Origin of the sequence: Brucella sp. 22210, from assembly GCF_052045675.1 — a bacterium.
Classification (GTDB): Bacteria; Pseudomonadota; Alphaproteobacteria; order Rhizobiales; family Rhizobiaceae; genus Brucella.
Genome location: NZ_JBQEPD010000007.1, coordinates 168081 through 191574, shown reverse-complemented (window position 1 = coordinate 191574; position 23494 = coordinate 168081). Strand labels below are relative to the sequence as shown.

Sequence of the window (23494 nt, the reverse complement as noted above, 5' to 3'; positions counted from 1 at the left end):
TTTCGAATACGACACTTGATCATGCGGCCCGTCTGGCCGGTTTCAGAGGTCACATTCAATCCACGAGCAGATGCAAGGTTCCCTGAATGCGCTTTAAACGTCTCGTCGTCACGATCGCAGCCATCATCGCTGTGGCCGTATGCGGATATTTTTACTGGCGCAGCCAATCGGGATCACAGTCGCAGTCGATCATGACCGTTGCTGCGGCGCGGGGTGATATCGAAGTCACGGTGCTTGCCACGGGAACCGTCAAGCCTGTTCGTCTGGTTGCCGTCGGTGCGCAGGCATCGGGCCGTATCACATCGGTAAAAGTCAAGCTCGGACAGACCGTCAAGGCGAACGATCTCATTGCCGAGATTGACTCCACGACACAGAAAAACGATCTGCGAACCTCCGAGGCGTCGCTTGCCAATATGCAGGCGCAGCTCAAGGAAAAGCAGGCGACACTGGTGCTGAACCAGCAGACGCTGACGCGCCAGAAATCCATGCTCGCCAAACGTGCCGTATCGCAGGCCGATTACGATACGGCTGCCGCCGATCTGAATGTCACGCAGGCGCAGATTGAATCTATCAAGGCCCAGATCAAGGAGGCCGAAGTCGCCGTCGAGACCGCCAGAGCCAATCTTGGCTATACGCAGATCACTGCGCCGATTGAGGGAACCGTTCTTTCCATCGTCAGTCAGGAAGGCCAGACGGTCAATGCAACGCAATCCGCGCCAACCATTGTCATTCTCGGCCAGCTCGACCGCATGACGGTTTATACGGAAATTTCCGAGGCCGATATCGTTCGGGTCAAGCCAGGTCTGCCGCTTTATTTCACGGTGCTCGGCGATCAGGATCGCCGCTATGAAGCAAGCCTTGAATCGGTGGAACCGGCGCCGGAATCGATCAAGAGCGACAGCAGTTTCAGTTCTTCAAGCTCGACATCGACATCATCGTCGACCAGCACCTCGTCGGAAGCGATCTATTACAATGGCCTCTTCACCATCCCGAATGAAGATGGGCATTTGCGCACTTATATGACGGCAGAAGTCCATATCGTTCTTGGTCAGGAAAAGAATGTCCTGACCATTCCGTCTTCTGCTTTGGGCGCGCCCGATGCGGATGGTCGCTATACGGTCCGAGTGGTTAACGACAAGGGCGATATCACACGCAAGAAGATCGAGATCGGCTTGAACAACAAGGTCATGGTTCAGGTGAAATCCGGCCTTGATGAAGGTGATCGCGTCATCAGTGGCGAATTGGCGGCAGGTTCTGCAGCGAGTTCCGGTTCGGGCGGTCGACGCGGCCCGCCGATGGGCTTCTGATCATGACGGAACCGTTGATCCGTCTCAGAAAAGTCCGGCGGGAATATCCGTCGGGTGACAGTTCTATCGCAGTCCTGAAAGACGTCGATCTCACCATCGAGGCTGGCGAGATGGTGGCGATTGTCGGTGCGTCGGGGTCGGGTAAGTCCACCCTGATGAATATTCTTGGCTGTCTGGATCGCCCGACGTCCGGTAGCTACGAAATCAACGGGCGGGAAACCGCCTCCATGGATGTCGATGAGCTGGCCGCGCTGCGGCGCGAGCATTTCGGCTTCATTTTCCAGCGTTATCATCTGCTGCCCGAACTGACGGCAGTCGGCAATGTCGAGATACCGGCAATCTATGCCGGGATTGACCCGTCGACACGCGCCAAGCGTGCCGGGGCCTTGCTGACGCGTCTTGGCATGGGCGACCGGATGCATCACCGTCCGGGTCAGCTATCTGGCGGCCAGCAGCAGCGCGTATCCATTGCGCGCGCGCTGATGAACGATGCCAGCCTCATTCTGGCCGACGAGCCGACCGGCGCACTCGACAAGCACAGCGGCGAAGAGGTGCTGCGCATTCTGGGAGAGCTGCATGCCGAGGGGCGTACGGTCATCATCGTCACCCACGATATGTCGATTGCCAGCAGGGCGGAGCGCATCATCGAAATCAGCGATGGCGAGATTATCGCCGACCGCCCGGTGGAAAAGACCGAGATCGTTGAAAGCACCGTCAATCCCGACGATGCAGCGTCGACCCGCAAGCGCGCGCTGTCGCTCTACGGGCTGATGGGGTCTATTCGCGAAGCCTTTCTGATGGCGTTGCTCTCGATGCGTGCGCACAAGCTGCGCACCTTCCTGACCATGCTCGGCATTATCATCGGCATTGCGTCGGTCGTCAGCGTCGTGGCGCTGGGGCGCGGCTCGCAGGAACGGGTTCTGGCCAATATTTCCAGCCTCGGCACCAACACGCTGGAAATTTTTGCCGGTAAGGATTTTGGCGATGTGCGATCCGGAAAAATCACCACGCTGGTGGTTTCCGACGCAATAGAACTGTCCAAACAGCCCTATGTTGCCGCTGCAACGCCGACGGTCTCAACGAACAGCACGGTGCGTTTCGGCTCACAGGAGTCCAATGCGCTGGTGAACGGCGTCAGCGAGCAATATTTTGTTGCCAAGGGCAGCAAGATTGCCGATGGGCAATTCTTCGACCGCGAAAGCGTGCGGACCACGGCGCCGGATGTCGTTATCGACCAGAACACCAAGAACGCCTTGTTTGCAGATACCAATCCGGTCGGGCAGGTGCTGTTGATCGGCAATGTTCCGGCACGGATTGTCGGCGTGATGGAGCCGCAGCAAGGCGGTTTCGGCTCGAACCAGAATCTGTCGCTTTATCTGCCCTATACGACTGTTCAGGCGCGGTTTCTGGGAAGCAATTCGTTGCGCAGCATCACCTTGCAGGTCAAGGACGGAATCGATACGGCGCTGGCCGAGCAGTCAGTCACCGAGTTTCTGCTACAGCGCCACGGCACCAAGGATTTCTATATCCTGAACACCGACGATATTCGCAAGACGATCACCAGCACGACCCAGACGCTGACGCTTCTGGTAGCGGCAATTGCTATCATCTCGCTGATTGTCGGCGGCATCGGGGTGATGAATATCATGCTCGTCACCGTCTCCGAACGTGTTTCGGAAATCGGGGTGCGCATGGCTGTCGGCGGACGGCAGAGTGATATTTTGCAGCAGTTTCTGATCGAGGCTGTGCTCGTCTGCCTGATCGGTGGCGTTCTGGGTATCTTGACGGCGCTTGGCTTCGGATTGCTGTTTAGCCTGATCAGCTCGAATTTCAGCCTGATCTATTCGACCACGTCGATTGTCGCGGCCTTCCTGTGTTCAACACTGATCGGTGTCGTGTTCGGCTATCTCCCGGCGCGAAACGCCTCGCAGCTTGATCCGGTTATCGCGCTTTCAAAGGGTTAGTGTCCGCCGCCGGTGATCTTCTGCTTCGTTCGTTTTATGATGAACCATACCAGCAGGATCACCGCCGGTATGGCGGCAAGATAGAGCCCCTTGAGCACCTCTTCATTGTGGTAATATTTGCCGAAGCTCTCCAGAAACATTTTGATGATACCCAGCGCGTAATAGCTGATTGCCACGATGGAAAGGCCCTCGACGGCTTCCTGAAGTTTCACTTGCAGCGAGACCCGCTTTTCCATGGATTCGAGCAGCAGGGCGTTCTGCTGTTCAAGTTCGACCTGAACGGAGGTCCGCAACAGATCGCTGGCGCGGGATGTGCGCACTGCGCAATTCTCGATTTTCTTGTCGGCCTGATGGCAGAAGCGAACCGCAGGGCGAAAGCGGCGGTCGATGAAGACACCGAGCCGCTGATGGCCATCAAGCCTTTGCTCGCGAATTTCTTCCAGCCGGGCAAAAACCAGATCGGCATAGGCCGCCGTAGCACTGAAACGCTCACGCGTTTTGCCTGAGAAATCGATGATGTCTGCGGAAAGCTTGGCGATCCGGTCGAGCAGGGCGTCCTGTCTGCTGGTGCCTGCGCCCAGCTCGTCGACGATTGAACGCAACCGGCTGTCGAACTTGGCGCCTTGTACGAACGCGTCCTGCGCCAAGGGCAGGCTCAGAAGGGCCATCATACGATAGTCTTCAATTTCGAGAATGCGCCGGACCATGCGCCCGGTTCGGTAGTCATTCAGCGCACGGTTCAGCACCACGATGCGCATCGCATTGCGCTCATTCAGGCGGAAGGTCGTCCAAACTTCCGCGTCGCCAGCGCCGACTGTTGAGGCCACCGCATCGGAATGCGAACCGAGCAGTTGCTTGGCGTCATGGGTGCCAGCCTTGCCCACCAGAACTTCCACCGAGGTGATGCGCTCGCCCGGCATCTTTCCGACAAGGTCGGTCCAGGTGGCGTCCTTTAGCGGAATGACATCCGGGTCGCCGTTCCACGGCACGACATAGGTGAGCGACACAAATTCGGTGTGCATTTCCCATTTGATCTGGCCGCTGGTCGTGCGGACGATGCCGCTCTTTCCGTCGAGCGTATTGGCGCCATTGAGATCTAGCAGGGATTGCGGAATTTCGCTGATCGCATCCTGAACATAGAAGGCGTCATGCCAGACAACCGCAGGCGCGTCGAAATAGATCGACGGCCGTGCGTGAAGTTCGTTGTGGAGCTGCCGACGCATCGGATGGTCAATGATCATAGCCAGAATCCGGAAAGAGAGTTCTGACTATATTTAGCCATGAATTTCGATGCGCGGTATTTAAATATTGTTAGCGCCTGAAATAGACAGGCGCTTTATTGAATATTCAGGCGCTGAGCGTCGCGACGATCAGTTCATGGTCGGAAATCGCTGCGCCGTCCTTGTCGACGGCTGCAATGGTTTGCGGTTCTTGCGCCGTGAAGCCACGCGTGAAAATCCAGTCCAGTCGGGCGAAAGGCGGTTGCGGTGTTCCATCTGGGCGGATGCGCTGCGTCTGCGCAAAATCATTGGCCGCTTCCCAGTCATAGCCCTTTTGGGTGAGCGCATCGAATAGCGGTTCGAACCGGGCCGAGTCGCGGGTTCCGTCCGGTAGGACATTGGTGTTGAAATCGCCGCCGATCACCACTGGCAAATCTCCGGCAAGCTTGTCGATAGCGTCGAGCAGACGAATGGTCTGGCGTGCACGGTCTTCCGCGTCGCTCTTGCTTTCGAGATGCGCCGCGACGGCAACAATTGGTCCGTTCGCTGTCTCTATGCGGGTGGCTATCGCCATACGGCTGCCGAAGCGACCCTGACCGTCGGTTTCGTCGATCCACCAGACCCCGCCGTCGTCCAGACGGATGAGTGCGGCGTCGAGCAGAGGCAGGCGGCTCAGCACCGCATTGCCGTGAAAGCCGATGGAATTCGTCTCATGTTTGTGCCATTCGCGCTCGCGCCGATCACCGAGACCCATTTCGACAAACTCGACACCATAGGCGTAGGACATGCCCAGATCGCGGGCGAGATCGGCCACCGTATGCCGGTTGCCGGAACGGGCCATGCCGATATCGGCTTCCGTCAACAGCACGATATCGGGCTGGTGCGCGGCCAGAAGCGCGACGGAGCCGGTATGATATTTGAGGCGCTCCGCATTCCATGCGGCGACCGACAGCATGCCGGTCTCAGCTGCCGGCGCTGTGGCATCATGCAGACTGACCTCAATGGATGACAATGACGGAAGCTGCGCGATCAGCCGGTCATGTTCTTCCATCGTCGGGGCTGCCTGTCGTGCATCCTCCCAGAAGGATGAGGTCGGCACGTCGAGCGCTTCAACGGTTTGCGTCACGATCGACCGATCACTGCCTGCGCGGGTGGAAAAGTGCGGGTTCGTGAAGAAAGACTGAAAGTTCATCGCTGTTCTCACGCAAATGTGGTGGTCTTGGCTTTAACCGCATTGTTCGCGGCGGCGGTGTCGATCAATGCGCCGGTTTCAACCGAATAAAGGTGGATCGCCTGCGGATCAATCTCGATGCCCACCCGTTCACCGGTTTTGTGATCGGCTGCTTCGGTCAGTGCGATGGCAAAGAGCGTCCCGTCGAGATCGGCGTGGACCACGCGGCTTGCCCCCAACTCTTCGACAAAGTCGGTGGTGGCAATCAATGCGCCCGGCTTTTCCGCCGAGACGAGGCGTGTCGATTCGGCACGAATGCCAAGTACCACGCGCTGTCCTGCCAGCATGTTTACTTTCGCGGGTGGCACGGCAACCGACTGGCCGCCATCGAGAACCAGAATGCCGTTGTCGCCGACCTTGCCTTCCAGCAGGTTCATCGATGGCGTGCCGACGAAATTGGCCACAAAGCGGCTTGCTGGCCGGTGATAGACCTCGGCGGGTGTGCCCACCTGTTCGACCTTGCCCGCATTCATGACGATGATCCTGTCGGCAAGGGTCATGGCTTCGTGCTGATCATGTGTCACGAAAATCGACGTCGCACCGAGCTTGCGGTGCAGCCGACGAATTTCCGAACGCATCGCGATACGCAGTTTCGCATCAAGATTGGAGAGTGGTTCGTCAAACAGGAACACCTTCGGCTCGCGGATCATGGCGCGGCCCATGGCGACGCGCTGACGCTGCCCGCCTGACAATGCCGCGGGTCGACGATCCAGAAAGGCTTCCAGTCCGAGGGTCTTCGCCACATCGGCAATGCGCTGGTTGCGCTCGGCCTTTGAAACGCCTGACACTTTGAGCGCATAGCCAATGTTCTGCGCTACGGTCATGTGGGGGTAGAGGGCGTAGTTCTGGAAAACCATGGCGCAGCCGCGTGCACGGGGTTCCATCTGGTTGACGACCGTGCCGTCTATCGCGATTTCGCCGCCGGTGATTTCTTCCAGCCCGGCGACCATGCGCAGGAGCGTGGATTTTCCGCAGCCGGACGGGCCCAGAATGACGATGAATTCTCCGGATTTGATTTCGAGATCGACGCCGTGAACGACTGCGTTTTTGCCGTAGCTCTTCTTTACGCCGCGAATGGAGATCGGTGCCAAGAGAGTATCCTTTATTTCTCGGTGGAGATAAGGCCGCGCACGAACCAGCGTTGCATCAGAATGACGAGGATCAGCGGTGGCGACATGATGATGAGAGTTCCGGCCATGGCGACATTCCAGTCGGGCAGGCCGAATTCGGAGGGAATAAGTGTCTTGAGCTGCGTGACGGCGATGCCGAATTTTGGATCGGTGGTGATCAGCAGCGGCCAGAGATACTGGTTCCACGCCCAGACGAACATGATCGTGAAAAGCGCGATCATGTTGGGCCGCGACAGGGGCAGCAGCACATCCTTGAAAAAGCGGATCGCGCCTGCACCGTCCATCTTGGTTGCTTCGGCAAGTTCATCCGGAACAGTGAGATAGAACTGGCGATAAAGGAACGTGCCGGTGGCCGTTGCGACCAGTGGAAGCACAAGGCCGGTATAGGAGTTCAGCAGACCCCATTCGAGTTTGATTTCAATGCCGAAGAGGTGCGCGAACAGCCATGAAATGCCGGTATAATCGAAGATCGTCTGGAATGGTTGCAAGGCGTTGGCGGCAATCGAGTAAGTGGGCACGATGCGCACTTCAAGCGGCAGCATCAAAGTGATGAAGATGATCCAGAAGATGAACTGGCGTCCGCGAAAGCGGAAATAGACGATCGAAAAGGCCGCCATTGCCGACAGGATCACTTTTCCCGCCGCAACAGCGGCGGCGAAAATGAGGCTGTTCAGCAGCTTGGTGCCGAGATCCGCACGCGCCCAGGCGGTCTGGATATTTTCCCAGAAATGGGTGCTCGGCGTCAGCGGCATAGGTACTGTGTTGACGGCTGCGATGTCGAGTGTCGATGCAATGATGACGATTGCAAAGGGCAGCAGAGCGATGATGAGCCCGAGTACCAGGATCGCATAGCAGATGAAATTGAAGACGGGGGTGCGTTCGATCATGATCCTGACCTCACTTGTAATGCACGCGCCGCTCGATAAAGCGGAACTGGACGATGGTGAGCAGGATGACGAGCAGCATGAGGATGATCGACTGTGCCGCAGCGCCGGAATAATCGAGGCCTTTGAAACCGTCGAAATAGATCTTGTAGACCATCAGTTCCGTGGCACGGGCCGGACCGCCCTGAGTCAGAACGTCGACGATGCCAAAGGAATCCTGAAAGCTCTCGGTGATGTTGATCACCAGCAGGAAGAAAAGGGTCGGCGTCAGCAGTGGCAGCTGAACATCCCAGATGCGGCGCATCGGGCCTGAGCCGTCCATGGCTGCGGCTTCGATGAGCGGGCGCGGAATGCCCTGAAGTGCTGACAGGAAGAAGATGAAATTATAGCCAATATATTTCCAGGAAAAGGCGACGATGACGGCGATCATCGCATCCTTGCCGTCGAGGGCCGGGTTCCACAAACCGGGCCATACCTGGTTGATGACCGAAAGAAGTCCCGCTTCGGGAGCCAGAATAAAACGGAACGCCAGTCCAAGAGCAGGAGCTGCAATGGCGTAAGGCCAGATGAAAACCGAGCGGTAAAGCTTGTTACCGCGCAGTTCGCGGTCGGTGATCAGGGCCAGAACCAGCGCGATGCCCATGGCAATCGACGTTGATGCGAGACCGAAAATCAGGCTGCGGGTGATGGCGCCCCAATAGACCGGATCTTGTAGCAATTGCGTAAAATTATCGAAGCCGACCCAGACATTGCCGCCGCCCCATGGCTGCTCCAGCGTGAAGGCCCAATAAAGTGCCTGTGCGCTCGGCCAATAGAAGAAGACAAAGATGAGAAGCAGCATCGGCAATGCGAATAAAAGGCCGATTGTCGTGGAAGAAAAAGTGACGCGCTTTTCCATGGAAGGTCATTCGCTTTCCTCGGCGCTGGTGTGGCAGCAGCCGAATGATAGTGCATGCAACGAAGCTGATCGGCGCAGAGCGCGCCGATCAGGCTGTGGTTTGAACGATCAGGGAAGCTGCGCGCCCTTGTAGGTGCGCTCAAAGCGGCGGAGAATCTGGTTGCTGCGTTCTGCCGAAGCATCCAGCGACGCCTGAACATCTTCATTGTTGATGAAGATCGCCTGCAAGCCGTTGGCGATTTCCTGACGAATCTGCAGAAGGCCGCCGAGACGGATGCCATGCGGCGCAGGATCGTTGGCAGGCGAGGCGGTCAGGCTCTTGATGGCGAGTTCACGACCGGCATAGGGAGCCTTGTCGTAGAAGCCCTGTTTCTGGAGATATTCGAAGCCGGAATTGCGCACCGGAATATAGCCGGTAACGGTCGACCAGGTGAGGGCTTCCTCAGGCTTGGCGATGAAGTCGAAGAAGGCTGCGGCAGCCTTATATTCGGCTTCCGACTTGCCCTTCAGCGTCCAGAGCGAAGCGCCGCCGACGAAGGAGCTCTTGCGTTCGGTGCCTTCGTAAACCGGAAGCATTGCGACGCCCCAGTTCATGCCTTCCTTGGCCGTGCGACCGATATTGCCGTGATCGCCGACCGAGGTCATCATCGTCTGGCAATCACCAGCCGAGAAAGCTTCGATAAAGGTCTGGCCGGTGGCCTTGGACTTGATGACGGCTTCGCCGGAATCGTACCAGCCCTTCAGTTCCTTGATGAAATTGACCAGCTTGCCCTTGTTGAAGGTCATCTCAGCGTCAAGGCCTTCATAGCCATTGCGCTTGCTGGCAATCGGTTCGCCATGCACGGCTTCGAACTGTTCGACGAGCTGCCAGACTTCGTTGTTGGAAATGTCGAAGCCGAACGGGCAGGCATAGCCGGCAGTCTTCAGAGCCTTGAAATCGGCTGCCGCTTCTTCCCAGGTTGCAGGCGCATGGTCCTTGCCGATTTTGGCGAAAGCGTTCTTGTTCCAGTAGAACAATGCGGTCGAGGAGTTGAAGGGGAACGAATACATTTCACCCTTGGACGTCGCATAATAGCTGGAAATACGGGAGAAATAATCGTTCCAGTCGACCTTGTAGCCCATATCGGCCATCAGCTTGTTCGCCGGGTAGTAGGCGCCCGAAAGCATGATGTCGAGCGTGCCCGCATCCGATACCTGCGCGATGGTCGGCTGCTTGCCTGCGCGGAATGCGGCGATCGTGTTCTGCAACGAGGCATCATAGGTGCCCTGTGTGGTGCAGACGACTTCATAATCGTTCTGGGACTTGTTGAACCGGTCGCACTGTTCCTCGACGCGTTTGGCGATATCACCGGAATTGCCGAACCAGAAATCGATCTTGGTCTTTTCGGCGGCAGCCGGACTTGCAAGGAAAGCCGTAGCGATAACTGCGCCGATAGCGCTGAAAACCTTGGTCTGCATGAGAACCCTCGATATTGAGACGCGCATCTTTTTGAGCGCACGCCCTAATAACGGGTCCGAACACAGTCCTCCAATGAAGTTTATATGAATATTGCTCGGCGATATGTATCAGTGAATGAATGTAATTTTTTGTATAATTCTGATTAAAACTAAAGATTCCTACATATAAATGTCACAAATGATTTTCTGTACGGTCATTTATTAGAGCGGTTCTCCATTGAGCCGCATATATAACTTATTTTTCAAGGGCGCCTGATTGTTTGTCGGCTTTATATTTTGTGTCGGCTTGACGAGTCAGTGCCGCAAATCACATCGTGCGCGATTTGCGCCAAATTGCGGGCTTCTGATGAGGCGCACTTTGAATTTCCCGAAAGCTGGCCGGAAAATTAGCGTCAGTAAAACAAAATACCTGCGTCAGTAGGGAATTTTGCTAAATCCCTGCAAAACAATGAAAAATTATAAGCTGAACTCCGCCACGGTTTGTTTAAAAAGGCAGAGAAAGGTTGCAACGCTCACTGTTCGTCATCTGATTGTAACAGAAGTAGGAGAAGCATCCGGCCATTCCGCAGTTCGTTGGGGGACAACGAGCTTTGGTTTTTGTGTTCAAGAGGGGTGAAATATGGCGGGTTTGGCAATCGGCACTGTCGGGAAAATGTCTTGCGCGATGCAGATGCGGCGCATGATGTTGCTCGCATGCGTGAAAGTTGCAGGCGGCATGTAGCCGTTTCCGTCATCTGCATGTGCCCGGACGGGCCGGTCTTCTGAACGGCTCTGCCGGGCCGAAGATAGCGCAGAAATCCTCCAAACAGCGTTCCGGACTGCCGGGACAATGAAAATCTGAAACTCCCGCAAAACCGGGGGCTGGATGAGCCGTGGCTTGATCTAGGTGTTGCAGATTTTCAACGGTCGTCGTGGAAGTAACGGTCTGTATCTTATTAGGAAAAAACGCCATTGACTAACGAAACCATCAATGAAAATCGTATTATGCAATCGTAAAAAACGACTCGTAAAAAAATCGAAACTTCAATCCACTTGATCCTGGAGGTCAGAAATGAACATCAAGAGCCTTCTTCTCGGCTCCGCTGCAGCTCTGGTTGCAGCTTCCGGTGCACAGGCCGCCGACGCAATCGTTGCGCCGGAACCTGAAGCAGTTGAATATGTCCGCGTTTGCGATGCTTACGGCGCTGGCTACTTCTACATCCCGGGCACCGAAACCTGCCTGCGCATCAGCGGCTACGTCCGTTACGACGTAAAGGGCGGCGATGACGTCTACACCGGTAGCGACCGTAAGGGCTGGGACAAGGGCGCTCGCTTTACGCTCCGCACCCACACCGCTTCAGAAACCGAACTCGGCACCCTGAAGACCTACACCGAAACCCGCTTCAACTACGGCGCCAACAATTCCCGCGACGACGGTGAATACGGCTCGACCAACAGCGGCGTTGATTTCCGTATCGGCTACATCCAGCTCGGCGGCTTCCGCGTCGGTATCGATGAATCCGCATTCCACACCTTCACCGGTTACCTCGGCGGCGTCATCAACGATGACGTGATCGGCGCAGGCAGCTACACCACCGGTCAGATTTCGTACACCTACAAGGGTGGCAACGGCTTCTCGGCTATCTTGGCTGTTGAAGAAGGCGGCACGGGCTACGTCATCGACGGCTACACCCCGCACATCCTCGGCGGTCTGAAGTACGAAGGCGGCTGGGGCTCGATCGCTGGTATCGCAGCTTACGACTCGGTTATCGAAGAATGGTCTGCAAAGGTTCGCGGCGACGTGAACATCACGGACCGTTTCTCGGTTTGGGTACAGGGCGGTTACGCTTCGGAAGAATCCCCGCTGCAGAACTACGGCCAGTGGGGCGGCGATTGGGCTGTCTGGGGCGGCGCGAAGTTCAAGGCAACCGACAAGGCTGTCTTCAACATTCAGGCTGCACACGACGATTGGGGCAAGACCGCAGCTACGGCTAACGTTGCTTACCAGCTCGTTCCTGGCTTCACCATCACCCCGGAAATTTCGTACACCAAGTTCGGTGGCGAATGGCGCGATCGCGTTTCCGAGAAGGACGCTTGGGGCGGTATCGTTCGCTTCCAGCGCTCGTTCTAATAACGGGTATGAAGATCGGATATCGGGGTAATCCCCCGATATCCAAATAGGCTTCGCCTGGGCTCATGTGCGCAGAAATGTGTCGAGTCGTCTGATGAAGCTTGAAAAGACGAACTGATAATAATGTGACCTCCAGTCCATTGTTATAGGCAGGCGACAGGTCTCCGATCTGTCGCCTGTTTTTTATTGTGGCGTCTGCTTCCTTCTTTGAGGCGCACCATTCCGGGTCGAGCACAGTCGTTCCCCGGTCGTTAAAAACATGCCACTCCCCTTGGAAAAACGCTGTCGTCTCAGGTCATCACGCGCTGATCACATTGGCGTGCCCACGCGTGAATGGAACTCCCGCGCGTAGTGTTTCCTGTTATAAATTTGTCATGGAGGATTTACCGCGCGTGAACATCATCGTGACAGCACCCAAGACGGACGGAACAGTGACGCAAACCGGTTTGAGCAATCTTCAGGTGGAGGTAGCGCATAAGATGCTGGCGCTCATCACCAAGGAGCGCTGGCAGATCGGTGATCGCATTTCCGATGCTGCCATTGCGCGCGAACTGCATGTTTCCCGTTCACCGGTCCGGCAGGTTTTGCATCTTCTGGTGCAACGGGGAATTGTCGCGCAGGCGCCGAACCGTGGTTATCTGCTGCAGCGTTTTCCCGAGCACGATGAGCTGTCGAACGAGATTTTGCCACCCTCCGACTTCGAAGACCTCTATCACAGGCTGATGAACGCCCGCGCGTCCGGTGCAGTCGGTCTCGAAATTTCGGAAGCTGCCCTTGCTGACCAGTTCGAAGTAACGCGCGGCACGGTGCGTCGGACATTGATGCGCTTTGCTGCTGAAGGGCTGGCTGAGCGTCTGCCCGGCTACGGTTGGCGCTTTGCGGAAACGCTCGATAACGAACATGCCGTTCATGAAAGCGATTCTTTTCGGATGGTCATCGAATGCGGTGCGCTGACGCAAGCCGATTACAGCCCGGTACAGTCCGAGCTTCAGGAGCTGAAAAAGGCGCAGATCGAGATACTCGAACGCTCGATATCCGATTTTCCAGACGGTTACTGGTTCGACGTCAATGCGAACTTCCATGAAACGCTTGTATCATGGGCGAATAACCGCTTCCTGACCCAGACCATCCGCTGGCAAAATCATCTGCGGCGACTGACGGAATCCTGCGAAGTTGATCGTCTGTGCGACGCGCGCATTCATCAGGCCTGCACGGATCATCTGGAAATTCTCCAGGCCATTGAGGCCGGGGATTTCGAATTTGCAGCCGCGCTGTTGAAACGACATATCGCCCGTCCATCGCATGACGGCGTATAATTCCCTATCGCAATTTGGATATTAAAAAAGACCGGGATCTGAAGCGATCCCGGTCTTTTTGTTTGTTAGATTTTTGCCGCCTGCACAAAACGCGGGTCAAAAGTCTGTGCGAATGAAATGTCCGCGTTAGCAAGCTCCGGATCGAGCGCTTTCAGCATTTCATAGAGGCTCTTGAAACCCTCTTCGGCAATCAGGCCCTTTTCGGAATACATGGCGCGGGATTTCTCGAAGCCGGTCTTGTAAAGTTCGCGGTCGCCGAGCAGATATTCCTCCGGCACAGCGTCGGCGACTTCGTCTGCCGAAGCCTTGTGAATCCAGTCCAGCGATTTGGCGAAAGCATTGACGACGCGCTGCGTGGTGATGGGGTTCGCATCAATGAAGCTCTGCTGCACGTAAACCGTAGCAGCCGGATTGGCGCCGCCAAACAGCTGGCGCGTGCCTTCCTCGGTGCGGGTGTCGATCAGCAAGGTGATATCGCCATCGACCTCGAGACGGGTGATGACCGGATCGAGATGGACCAGAGCAGCGATTTCGCCCTTCTTGATCGCTGCAACCGCGCTCGCACCGCCGCCAACGCCGATGATGGACGCGGCGTCTTCCGACAGACCGTTCTTCATCAATGCATATTGCAGGAATAGTGAAGTCGAGGAGCCTGGCGCCGTGACGCCGACATTCTGGCCTTTCAGATCGGCAATGGTCTTGATCTCGCCTGCGAGGTCCTTGCGCACGCCGATGCAGATGCCCGGAAAACGTCCAAGCTCGCAGATTGCCTTGATGTCCTGGCCCTTGTTCTGCATACGGATCGTGTGCTCGTAAGCGCCGGTCACGACATCCACCGAACCGCCAATCAAGGCTTGCAGCGACTTTGCACCGCCGCCGAAATCATTGATGGTCGCTTTCAGGCCCTGTTCTTCAAAGAAGCCTTTGCGCTCGGCAATCGTCAGCGGCAGGTAATAGAACAGCGGCTTGCCGCCGACACCGAACATCAGTTCGGGCTTTTCTGGCGTTGCCGATGCATCCTGCGCATAGGCAGGCAGGCGGGAAGCAATGCCAGCCAGCCCAAGGGCGGCAGCGCCCAGCAGGGCGTCTCTGCGACTAATCTTCATGATTTTCCTCCTAGTAAGAATGCATGCGCCGTTATGCGTTGTGAGTTGCCGCTTTCGGACGCCAGACAAGCAGGCGTTCCTCGATGATGGTCACGCCCCAGTCGATGATCAGGACGAAGACGGTCAGCACGAGCATTCCGGCAAAAACGCCGGTCACGTCGAACACGCCTTCGGCTTGATGAATGAGATAGCCAAGACCGGCGGACGAACCGAGATATTCGCCCACAACCGCGCCGACGACGGCAAAGCCGACGGCGGTGTGGAGGCTCGAAAACATCCACGACAAGGCTGATGGCAGGTAGACATTCCGCAGCAATTGCCGCTCGTTCATGCCGAGCATGCGGGCGTTGGACAGCACGGTCTGGTTCACTTCCTTCACGCCCTGATAGACATTGAAGAAGACAATGAAGAAGACCAGCGAGACGCCAAGCGCAACCTTGGACCAGATGCCGAGGCCGAGCCAGAGAGCGAAAATCGGTGCAAGAACAACGCGCGGCAGGGAGTTGGCGGCTTTCACATAGGGATCGAAAACCGCTGCCAATATGGGCTTGCGCGCAAACCAGAAGCCGATCAAAACACCGGCAATCGAGCCGATGGCAAAGGCGAGCATGGCTTCAAGCAGCGTGATGCCGAGGTGATACCAGATCGTGCCTTCGGCGAACCATTTATAGATGCGCAAGGCGACGTCGCCCGGCGCGGCAAAGAAGAACTTCGCTTTGGCGGGGTTGCCGAAAAGATGTGTGGCGGTGAAGACGTGCCACACGAGAACAATGGCGACAGCGACACTGAGCTGCGCCAGAAACAGCACGGGCTTTTTCATGCGCGTTCTCCGCTGGTCTGCTGATAGCCTTTGAGGACTTCCTCCTTCAGCGCCCCCCAGATTTCACGGTGTATTTCGTGGAACTGGTTGTCGAGGCGAATTTCGGAGATTTCGCGTGGGCGTTCGAGCGGAATGCGATATTCTGCCATGATGCGGGCGCGTGGACCGGCAGACATGATGACGACGCGGTCGGCAAGGGCGATAGCTTCTTCCAGATCATGCGTGACGAACATGACCGCCTTCTTGTCCTGCGACCAGAGATCAAGCAGCAAATCGCCCATGATGACGCGGGTTTGCGCATCGAGCGGACCGAATGGTTCATCCATTAGCAGATATTTCGGGTTGCGGATCAGCACCTGCGCCAACCCGACGCGCTTGCGCTGGCCGCCGGAAAGCATGTGCGGATAACGGTCGCCGAAGCTCGAAAGCCCGACGCGGGCAAGCCATTCCTGAGCCTTCTTGCGGGCCTCGGCCTTGGCCGTGCCAGCAATCTCAAGGCCGATGGCGACATTGTCGAGAACGGTCTTCCAGGGCATCAATGCATCCTGCTGGAAGAGATAACCCGCCTTGCGATTAAGCCCTTGCAGCCGCTGGCCATTGATCTCGACGATGCCTTGTGCAGGCGTCAGAAGGCCAGCAACCGCGTTCAGCAAGGTGGACTTCCCACATCCGGTCGGCCCGACAATGGCGACGAATTCGTTTTCCGCGACCTTGAGATTGCTTTCGGCAACCGCATCAAACCGACCGCCATCGGCCAGTTTGAACGATATCTGTACATTCTTCAGCTCGATGGCCGTCGTATCGGGTTCGCTCGATTGGGCGAGCTTCACTTGGGCGTTCATCGTCTTCTCTCCTCGGGAAGCCGACGAGGCGCCTTGCCGCAATATTGCATATAATCACTCCTCCGAAGGCGCAGCTTCAACGATGGGGGTTGGGCAAGACGGCCTGAAAAAGGGGTGGCCTTGCATGTCGCGAATGAAGCGCGCTAACGTTCAATTCAGCCTTTCCTATACCGGGCATGCAACAAGGCGCAATGGAAAGCTGATCGCGCTTTGCATTATATCTACATAAATAAGTCTATACGAAATAATATTGCTGTTTGGCAATGTGCCGCAAATTGGCTGCTGTACAAAAGGTCCCGCCGTCGGTTTTGTCTTAATTGTATGCTGCCCGGCTGCTCACGCTTGCCCCTTGCGGCGCTATACGCATATATAACAGACCAGTTCGTACATTTCTAAAACAGCCTAGCGATTATAATGGACAGCGCAGTGGAGCTTGCACAGGCCCGCGCGGGACGGAAAAACGATCCCGACAGCACCAAGGAAAACATCCTCGAAGTCGCGACCGAGGAATTCGTTCATTCGGGATTTTCGGGTGCGCGTGTCGATACGATTGCCGAGAAGACCAAGACGTCCAAGCGGATGCTCTATTACTATTTCGACAGCAAGGAAGGCCTCTATCTGGCCGTTCTGGAGCGCGCTTATGCCAAGATCAGGGCGCTGGAAAACCGCCTTCAGCTTCAGGATTTCGAGCCGGAAGAGGCGATGCGCCGATTGATCGAAGCCACATTTGATCACGATGATACCAACCCCGATTTCGTTCAGCTGGTTAGCATCGAAAACATCCATCGCGCCGAACACCTGAAAAATTCCAGCATTTTCCAGCGCACCAATTCCGGCGTGATCGGGATCATTGCGGGAATTCTGGCGCGCGGCGAAGCAAGCGGTGTTTTTACCCGTAAGGTCGATCCGGTTGACCTGCATCAGATGATCAGCGCCGCCTGCTTTTTCCGGGTTGCCAACCGGCATACATTCGGCGCGCTTTTCGATCGGGATTTGATGGCCGATGAGTACCGGACACGACATCGCAAACTGATCGCGGATATGATCCTGGCTTACCTGAAATCGTGAGACTCAAAGCGCGGTCAATGTCGTGCGCTTTGCAAAAATAGTCGTTATGCCAGATTGACCTGACTAACTAGTTCGTACATTTTCGCAATAAAGAAACCTGCCGTGCGAAAATGGCGGGACGATAGGGGTGGAGTTTAAATTCCGTGACGGAAACAGTGACGCGGTCGGTTCGCGTGGGCTTGATTGGCAGCGGCATAGGCGCCTCTCGCACTCCAGCCATGCATATGCACGAAGGACGCTTGAACGGCATCGATTACCGCTATGATCGGCTCGACCTGTCGGTGCTGGGCGTTGGCGTGGAAGCGTTGCCTCATCTGATGGATCAGGCGGAGAAAGATGGCTTTGCCGGGTTAAACATCACCTATCCCTGCAAACAGGCGGCGATCCAGTTTGTGGATGAATTGTCGCCCGATGCGGCGGCACTCGGTTCGATCAATACGGTAACATTCAAAAATGGCCGTAGGACGGGCTACAACACCGACTGGTGGGGCTTTGCGCAAGGCTTCCGCCGTGCTTTGCCTGACGCCCGGGTCGACAATGTTGTGCTGATCGGTGCAGGTGGGGCGGGAGTGGCCGTTGCGCATGCATTGGCGACGATGGGTGCGCGAACCGTTCAGGTTTTCGATCTGGATGCAGCCCGAACCGAAGCTCTGATCGCGCAACTTGCACCAAGGCACGATGCCTGCCGGTTTGAATCGGGCAAGGATATTGCCGCCGCGTTGGAGGCTGCCGACGGATTGGCTCATGCCACGCCGACCGGAATGGCCAAGCATCCCGGCGTACCACTGGATACAAACCTTCTGATGCCCCGGCACTGGGTGGCGGATATCGTTTATTTCCCGCTTCAGACCCAGCTTCTTCTCGAAGCGGTAAAGCGCGGGTGCGGTGTCGTCAATGGCGGTGGCATGGCTGTCTTTCAGGCCGTCGGCGCGTTCGAATTGTTCACGGGTGTGACGCCGAAAGTCGACCGCATGATCGAGCATTTCAGCTCTCTTGACGAAGGCGGCAGCATTTAAAAAACGGCCCGCGTGAAGCGGGCCGTTTCTGCTTGGGGGAGAATAAGGTTTACTCCGCAGGCTCCAGCTGTGGCACTGCATCAGTGATGACCGGTGCGCCAGCCAGTGCGGCTGCAAGCTTGTCCTGATCCAGCTCGTTTTCCCAACGTGCGACGACGATGGTGGCGACGGCATTGCCAACGAGGTTGGTCAGTGCGCGGCATTCCGACATGAACCGGTCGATGCCGAGAATGAGCGCCATGCCCGCAACGGGAACCGACGGAACGACGGACAAGGTTGCCGCCAGCGTGATGAAGCCCGCGCCGGTAATGCCTGCCGCGCCCTTGGAGCTGAGCATCGCCACCAGCAGCAGCAGGATCTGGTCGCTCAACGACAGCGGAATGTCCGTCGCCTGCGCGATGAAGAGGGCGGCCAGCGTCATGTAGATGTTGGTGCCATCCAGATTGAACGAATAGCCGGTTGGGATGACGAGGCCGACGACCGAGCGCTTGCAGCCGGCGCGTTCCATCTTGTTCATCAGGGCTGGCAGGGCTGCTTCCGACGAGGAGGTGCCGAGCACCAGCAGCAGCTCTTCCTTGATGTAGCGGATCAGGGCCAGAATGGAGAAGCCGTTATAGCGCGCCACGGCACCCAGAACCACGAGCACGAAAAGCAGCGAGGTCAGGTAGAAAGTGCCGATCAGCATGGCGAGGTTGGCAATGGAGCCAATGCCATATTTGCCGATGGTGAAAGCCATCGCGCCGAAAGCACCGATGGGGGCAGCCTTCATCAGGATCGACACCAGCTTGAAAACCGGTGCGGTGAGGACGTGCAGGAAGTCGGTGACAGGCTTGCCGCGATCGCCAACGAGGGCGAGGGAAATACCGAACAGGACCGAGAAGAACAGAACCTGAAGAATGTCACCCTCGGCAAAGGCACCCACAATCGTCGTCGGGATGATGTTGCTGAGGAAGCCGGTAATGCTCTGCTCGTGCGCCTTGGTGGCGTAATCCGCGACGGCCTTGGGGTCGAGAGAGGCCGGGTCGATGTGCATGCCAGCGCCTGGCTGCACGACATTGGCCACGATGAGGCCGACAATCAAAGCGAGCGTGGAGAAGGTGAGGAAGTAGATCATCGCCTTGCCAGCAACGCGACCGACCTTCTTCATGTCGGTCATTCCGGCAATGCCGGTTGCGACCGTCAGGAAGATGACGGGGGCGATGATCATCTTCACCAGCTTGATGAAGGCATCGCCCAGCGGCTTTAGCTGCGTGCCAAGCTCTGGATAGAAATGGCCGAGCAGAATACCGGCGGCAATCGCAACCAGTACCTGAAAATAGAGATGCCGATAAAGCGGGATGCGGCCGCGCGGTTCATCCGCGGTGCCTGTCGGAACTGCAATCATTGTGTCCTCCGTTTGGCTCAGTCTGGATACTGTCCAGCCTCCCGAGCCTTTCAGTCTGGGATTTCAACGGCCCTCGACCGCTGTTGGAGGTTTTATTTGCAATGTCCGTGCCAGTTTGTGCGGTATCAATTATCCTATTGAATAATATAAATATTATTAGAAATGCAGTGTTGAGCTTACCCAATACTGTGCGAACTTTTACACATTCCCCTTTTCTATTTGTGCGAAATATCGCACAATAATTTTGATGAACAAGCTTGTGCCGCCTATCATTGACGAAGCAGCCCTTCGGGCCTCCAATCGGCGGGCCTGGGCTCTGTTTGCGCTTATATGCGCTATGTTCTTCTCGCTTGCGTTCTGGCTGGTCGGCAACACCGCGCATGAGCGGGCCGTCGTGGCTTTGAGCGAACAGGCGCGCATCGACGCTAATCTCAACACGGCGCTGCTACGCGCTGTCCTCGACAAGCAACGCGCTCTGTCGCTTGTCCTGTCGAAGGATCAGGAACTGGCATCGGCGCTTCAGGACAAGACGGTTACGACCATCGCTCCCGCGAACCGGAAACTGGAAACGCTAGCGGAGGGTACGCAGGCGGCGGTGATCTATCTGGTGGGTATGGACGGTATCGCGATTGCGGCCAGCAACTGGCGCGGACCGGTCAGTTTCGTCGGCAATGATTACAAGTTCCGGCCCTATTTCCAGCAAGCCCTGATCAATGGCGGCGAGGAATATTTTGCGCTCGGCAATGTGAGTTTTCGCCCGGGCCTTTACATCTCGCGGCGTGTTGATGGCCCCAATGGGCCGCTTGGTGTCATCGTCGTCAAACTGGAATTCGACGATCTGGAACAGGACTGGCGCAATGCGGGCCGCCCCACTTTCGTGACAGACGAGCGCAACATCGTGCTCATAACCAGCCTGCCGTCATGGCGTTTCATGACCATCGGTCGGATCGGTCCGGAACAATCGCAATCCATTCGCGACAGCCTGCAATTTGGCGATGTCTCGTTGCAACCTCTGCCGTTGTCCATGATGCCGGTGGGCGAGGGCGATGTGCTGTTGATGAATGCACAACTGCCGGGCGAGGGGCGCAGTACGCAGTTTCTGGCCATACATTCCGCGGTGTCGTCCACGCCCTGGCAGATGTACAGCATGGCCCCGACAAAACCGCAGATTCCCGGCGCGGTGCGCGAGGCGCGCCTGATTGCCTTCATCATTCTGGCGGCCATTGCGACAATCGCCGGGCTGCTGCTGCGCAGGCGGCAGAAGGTCGTGGCGCGTATAGCCGCCGCCGGACGTACGCAACTGGAGCTGGAACAGCGCGTCGAGGAACGTACCCGCGATCTCAGTCTGGCAAGAGATCGCCTCGAAGCGGAGATCAGCGATCACCATCGCACGGAATCCATGTTGCAGGGGGTGCAGCAGGATCTGGTTCACGCCAACCGTCTGGCCATTATGGGGCAGGTTGCAGCGGGCGTCGCGCACGAAATCAACCAGCCTGTCGCGACGATAAGGGCCTATGCGGACAATGCGAAAACCTTCATCACGCGAAGCCAGCTGGATGCCGCGACCGAAAATCTTGACGAAATTGCCGCACTGACCGACCGCATCGGCACCATTACCGGCGACCTCAAGGCCCTTGCCCGCAAGGGGCGATCACCTTCCGAGCCGACACCACTCAGCCAGGTCATATCGGGTGCGCTCGTGCTGCTGCGCAGCCGTTTTTCCGGCCGTATGGATCAGCTCGATATTGAGTTGCCGCCGCCCGATCTGCGCGTCGTCGGACATTCCCTTCGATTGGAACAGGTTCTCATCAACCTGTTTCAGAACGCGCTGGAGGCGGTTGAAGTCAAAGGCAATGAAGGGCGCATCGAAGTGCGTGCCACGGAAAAGAGCGAGACGGTGCTGGTCACCGTATCCGATAACGGGCCGGGCATGCCGCAACACATTCGCGACAACTTGTTTTCGCCCTTCAACACGTCGAAGGAAAAGGGCCTTGGTCTCGGTCTGGTGATCGTCAAGGAAATCGTCACCGATTATGGCGGGACCATATCTGCGGAAAGCAGTGCCGAGGGCACCGTCTTCCGCGTCGAATTGAGAAAGGCATGATGGATAATTCTCTTCCCGTTATTCTGGTCGATGATGACAAGGCATTGCGCCGCGCTACGCGGCAGACGCTGGAGCTTGCCGGGTTTAAGGTCGCCGATTATGCCAATGCCATCGACGCGTTGGCGGATATCACGACGGATTTTGAGGGTGTCATCGTTTCCGATGTGCGGATGCCACAGATTGATGGCCTGCAATTTTTTGCACGTATCAAGGCCATCGACGCGGAGCTTCCGGTGATATTGATTACCGGCCACGGTGATATTCCAATGGCGGTTCAGGCCATTCAGGACGGCGCCTATGATTTCATAGCCAAGCCTTTTGCAGCGGACCGTCTGGTGCACAGCATTCGGCGTGCCGGTGAAAAGCGCCAGCTTGTGCTCGAAAATCGCGCATTGCGCGCCGCAGCGACGGATGCGGAAGGTGATCTGCCGCTGATCGGCCAGACACCTGCGATGGAAAACCTGCGCCGGACATTGCGCGACATTGCGGATACGGATGTGGACGTGCTGGTGGCGGGCGAAACGGGCAGCGGCAAGGAGGTGGTGGCCCAACTGCTGCACAATTGGAGCCGTCGTCGCAAAGGCAATTTCGTTGCACTCAACTGCGGCGCGCTACCGGAAACCGTGATTGAAAGCGAATTGTTCGGCCATGAGGCCGGTGCTTTCACCGGTGCGCAGAAAAAGCGGTTGGGACGCATTGAACATGCAAGCGGCGGCACACTGTTTCTCGACGAGATTGAAAGCATGCCCGCGGCAACGCAGGTGAAGCTGCTGCGCGTGCTGGAAATGCGTGAAATCACCCCGCTCGGCACCAATGAGGTCCGCCCCGTCAATCTGCGCGTGGTGGCGGCTGCCAAGATCGATCTCGGCGATCCGGTGCAACGCGGAGATTTTCGCGAAGACCTCTATTACCGGCTCAATGTGGTGACGCTATCGATACCGCCGCTGCGCGAACGGCGCGAGGATATTCCGTTGCTTTTCGCGCATTTTCTGACGCGCGCGGCAAAGCGCTTCAATCGCGATGTACCGGAGATCGACGCCGCCACGCATCGCCATCTGATGGGCCATGCCTGGCCGGGCAATGTGCGTGAACTGGCGCATTTCGCCGACCGGGTGGCGCTCGGTGTTTCGTCCGCTAGCGGCGGGGTTCGTCCAGTGTCGGATGATCAGGAATCTTTGCCGAAGCGTCTGGAGCGCTATGAGGAAACGCTGATCCGTGAAACGCTTGCCGCCCACGGCGGCAATGTGCAGGAAACGATCAAGGCGCTCGGCATTCCGCGCAAGACTTTCTACGACAAGATGCAGCGCCATGGCATCACCCGCGCTGACTATCGATCCAATGAATAGAGGATTTCCAGCAAAAGTGCGAAGCGCCTACGCGGGGAAATCAGTCCGCTGGACCGATTTCTGGTCCCGCTTCGATGCGTCGGATAATACGTGAAAAATAGATGGAGCGGTTCCAACGATTCCGTCATTACAGGAACCGCTCTAGCACTAGAATGAAGGAGAGCGGGCTCCTCCCCAAGAACCCGCTCTCCAGATGCATCGCCCCCCGCTTCGAAGCGATGCTTGTTTTGTCAGCCTAACTATTAGCTTTCTATATTTATGTTGCAAGCAAAACGTTACGCAGTTTTGCG

General features: G+C 56.9%; 18 protein-coding genes. 8 read left to right on the top strand and 10 right to left on the bottom strand.

Annotated features, from left to right (window positions below; all coding sequences use genetic code 11):
• The first annotated feature begins 86 nt into the window (after positions 1–86).
• Together ACTJKP_RS11845 and ACTJKP_RS11840 are read left to right on the top strand one after the other, a co-directional pair.
• On the top strand, positions 87–1307 hold the full coding sequence (locus tag ACTJKP_RS11845) for an efflux RND transporter periplasmic adaptor subunit (protein ID WP_440630798.1): 1221 nt from the start codon (positions 87–89) through the stop codon (positions 1305–1307).
• 2 nt (positions 1308–1309) lie between these two features.
• Positions 1310–3271, top strand: coding sequence for a MacB family efflux pump subunit (locus tag ACTJKP_RS11840; protein ID WP_440630797.1), 1962 nt, complete (start codon positions 1310–1312; stop codon positions 3269–3271).
• Here ACTJKP_RS11840 and ACTJKP_RS11835 read toward each other — a convergent pair.
• The 6 genes from ACTJKP_RS11835 to ACTJKP_RS11810 form a co-directional block, all read right to left on the bottom strand.
• On the bottom strand, positions 3268–4512 hold the full coding sequence (locus tag ACTJKP_RS11835; protein ID WP_078336758.1) for a DUF3422 domain-containing protein: 1245 nt from the start codon (positions 4510–4512) through the stop codon (positions 3268–3270). The genes ACTJKP_RS11840 and ACTJKP_RS11835 overlap by 4 nt on opposite strands.
• A 106-nt stretch (positions 4513–4618) precedes the next feature.
• On the bottom strand, positions 4619–5683 hold the full coding sequence (locus tag ACTJKP_RS11830; RefSeq protein WP_440630796.1) for an endonuclease/exonuclease/phosphatase family protein: 1065 nt from the start codon (positions 5681–5683) through the stop codon (positions 4619–4621).
• Between the two features lie 8 nt (positions 5684–5691).
• Positions 5692–6813, bottom strand: coding sequence for a sn-glycerol-3-phosphate ABC transporter ATP-binding protein UgpC (gene ugpC / locus ACTJKP_RS11825; protein ID WP_440630795.1), 1122 nt, complete (start codon positions 6811–6813; stop codon positions 5692–5694).
• A gap of 11 nt (positions 6814–6824) precedes the next feature.
• Positions 6825–7739 carry an ABC transporter permease subunit gene (locus ACTJKP_RS11820; RefSeq protein WP_078336761.1) on the bottom strand — a complete coding sequence of 305 codons (915 nt, stop codon included), beginning with the start codon at positions 7737–7739 and terminating at the stop codon, positions 6825–6827.
• A 10-nt stretch (positions 7740–7749) separates the two neighbouring features.
• The gene (locus ACTJKP_RS11815; protein WP_440630794.1) at positions 7750–8634 is read right to left on the bottom strand and encodes a carbohydrate ABC transporter permease; all 885 of its coding nucleotides are present in this window, start codon (positions 8632–8634) and stop codon (positions 7750–7752) included.
• Between the two features lie 108 nt (positions 8635–8742).
• The gene (locus ACTJKP_RS11810) at positions 8743–10092 is read right to left on the bottom strand and encodes an extracellular solute-binding protein (RefSeq protein ID WP_440630793.1); all 1350 of its coding nucleotides are present in this window, start codon (positions 10090–10092) and stop codon (positions 8743–8745) included.
• A gap of 1051 nt (positions 10093–11143) precedes the next feature.
• Between ACTJKP_RS11810 and ACTJKP_RS11805 the strand changes: the two genes are divergently transcribed.
• Positions 11144–12202, top strand: coding sequence for a porin (locus tag ACTJKP_RS11805; protein WP_440630792.1), 1059 nt, complete (start codon positions 11144–11146; stop codon positions 12200–12202).
• Positions 12203–12594: 392 nt separating this feature from the next.
• Positions 12595–13518 (top strand): GntR family transcriptional regulator, encoded by a 924-nt coding sequence (locus tag ACTJKP_RS11800; protein ID WP_440630791.1) that lies wholly within the window; start codon positions 12595–12597, stop codon positions 13516–13518.
• A gap of 65 nt (positions 13519–13583) precedes the next feature.
• Here ACTJKP_RS11800 and ACTJKP_RS11795 read toward each other — a convergent pair whose 3' ends face one another.
• Genes ACTJKP_RS11795 through ACTJKP_RS11785 form a run of 3 tightly spaced genes read right to left on the bottom strand, consistent with a single transcriptional unit; the run spans position 13584 to position 16286 of the window.
• Positions 13584–14624, bottom strand: coding sequence for an ABC transporter substrate-binding protein (locus tag ACTJKP_RS11795; RefSeq protein WP_440630790.1), 1041 nt, complete (start codon positions 14622–14624; stop codon positions 13584–13586).
• A gap of 31 nt (positions 14625–14655) precedes the next feature.
• Positions 14656–15444: an ABC transporter permease gene (locus ACTJKP_RS11790; protein WP_078336767.1), complete on the bottom strand. Its 789-nt coding sequence runs from the start codon at positions 15442–15444 to the stop codon at positions 14656–14658.
• Positions 15441–16286 (bottom strand): ABC transporter ATP-binding protein, encoded by an 846-nt coding sequence (locus tag ACTJKP_RS11785; protein WP_440630789.1) that lies wholly within the window; start codon positions 16284–16286, stop codon positions 15441–15443. Before ACTJKP_RS11785 ends, ACTJKP_RS11790 begins: the two co-directional genes overlap by 4 nt.
• 414 nt (positions 16287–16700) lie before the next feature.
• On the opposite strand from ACTJKP_RS11785, the gene ACTJKP_RS11780 reads away from it, so the two are divergent.
• Entirely contained in the window at positions 16701–17354 is a 654-nt protein-coding gene (locus ACTJKP_RS11780; RefSeq protein ID WP_440630788.1) for a TetR/AcrR family transcriptional regulator, read from the top strand.
• Positions 17355–17497: 143 nt separating this feature from the next.
• A complete protein-coding gene (locus ACTJKP_RS11775) occupies positions 17498–18370 on the top strand; it encodes a shikimate dehydrogenase (RefSeq protein ID WP_440630787.1) in 873 nt (290 codons plus the stop codon).
• 49 nt (positions 18371–18419) lie between these two features.
• Here ACTJKP_RS11775 and ACTJKP_RS11770 read toward each other — a convergent pair whose 3' ends face one another.
• Positions 18420–19754 (bottom strand): dicarboxylate/amino acid:cation symporter, encoded by a 1335-nt coding sequence (locus tag ACTJKP_RS11770; RefSeq protein ID WP_078336771.1) that lies wholly within the window; start codon positions 19752–19754, stop codon positions 18420–18422.
• Between the two features lie 247 nt (positions 19755–20001).
• Here ACTJKP_RS11770 and ACTJKP_RS11765 point away from each other — a divergent pair, with 247 nt between their 5' ends.
• Positions 20002–21858 (top strand): sensor histidine kinase, encoded by a 1857-nt coding sequence (locus ACTJKP_RS11765; protein ID WP_440630786.1) that lies wholly within the window; start codon positions 20002–20004, stop codon positions 21856–21858.
• Positions 21858–23204 (top strand): sigma-54-dependent transcriptional regulator, encoded by a 1347-nt coding sequence (locus tag ACTJKP_RS11760; protein WP_440630833.1) that lies wholly within the window; start codon positions 21858–21860, stop codon positions 23202–23204. The genes ACTJKP_RS11765 and ACTJKP_RS11760 overlap by 1 nt, the downstream gene beginning before the upstream one ends.
• Positions 23205–23494: the final 290 nt, after the last annotated feature.

What these genes read in the sequence shown, in the direction of transcription:
- ACTJKP_RS11845 (WP_440630798.1), top strand. Translation starts at nt 87, where the DNA reads ATGCGCTTTAAACGTCTCGTCGTCACGATCGCAGCCATCATCGCTGTG.
- ACTJKP_RS11840 (WP_440630797.1), top strand. Translation starts at nt 1,310, where the DNA reads ATGACGGAACCGTTGATCCGTCTCAGAAAAGTCCGGCGGGAATATCCG.
- ACTJKP_RS11835 (WP_078336758.1), bottom strand. Translation starts at nt 4,512, where the DNA reads ATGATCATTGACCATCCGATGCGTCGGCAGCTCCACAACGAACTTCAC.
- ACTJKP_RS11830 (WP_440630796.1), bottom strand. Translation starts at nt 5,683, where the DNA reads ATGAACTTTCAGTCTTTCTTCACGAACCCGCACTTTTCCACCCGCGCA.
- ACTJKP_RS11820 (WP_078336761.1), bottom strand. Translation starts at nt 7,739, where the DNA reads ATGATCGAACGCACCCCCGTCTTCAATTTCATCTGCTATGCGATCCTG.
- ACTJKP_RS11815 (WP_440630794.1), bottom strand. Translation starts at nt 8,634, where the DNA reads ATGGAAAAGCGCGTCACTTTTTCTTCCACGACAATCGGCCTTTTATTC.
- ACTJKP_RS11810 (WP_440630793.1), bottom strand. Translation starts at nt 10,092, where the DNA reads ATGCAGACCAAGGTTTTCAGCGCTATCGGCGCAGTTATCGCTACGGCT.
- ACTJKP_RS11805 (WP_440630792.1), top strand. Translation starts at nt 11,144, where the DNA reads ATGAACATCAAGAGCCTTCTTCTCGGCTCCGCTGCAGCTCTGGTTGCA.
- ACTJKP_RS11795 (WP_440630790.1), bottom strand. Translation starts at nt 14,624, where the DNA reads ATGAAGATTAGTCGCAGAGACGCCCTGCTGGGCGCTGCCGCCCTTGGG.
- ACTJKP_RS11790 (WP_078336767.1), bottom strand. Translation starts at nt 15,444, where the DNA reads ATGAAAAAGCCCGTGCTGTTTCTGGCGCAGCTCAGTGTCGCTGTCGCC.
- ACTJKP_RS11785 (WP_440630789.1), bottom strand. Translation starts at nt 16,286, where the DNA reads ATGAACGCCCAAGTGAAGCTCGCCCAATCGAGCGAACCCGATACGACG.
- ACTJKP_RS11780 (WP_440630788.1), top strand. Translation starts at nt 16,701, where the DNA reads ATGGACAGCGCAGTGGAGCTTGCACAGGCCCGCGCGGGACGGAAAAAC.
- ACTJKP_RS11770 (WP_078336771.1), bottom strand. Translation starts at nt 19,754, where the DNA reads ATGATTGCAGTTCCGACAGGCACCGCGGATGAACCGCGCGGCCGCATC.
- ACTJKP_RS11765 (WP_440630786.1), top strand. Translation starts at nt 20,002, where the DNA reads ATGAACAAGCTTGTGCCGCCTATCATTGACGAAGCAGCCCTTCGGGCC.
- ACTJKP_RS11760 (WP_440630833.1), top strand. Translation starts at nt 21,858, where the DNA reads ATGGATAATTCTCTTCCCGTTATTCTGGTCGATGATGACAAGGCATTG.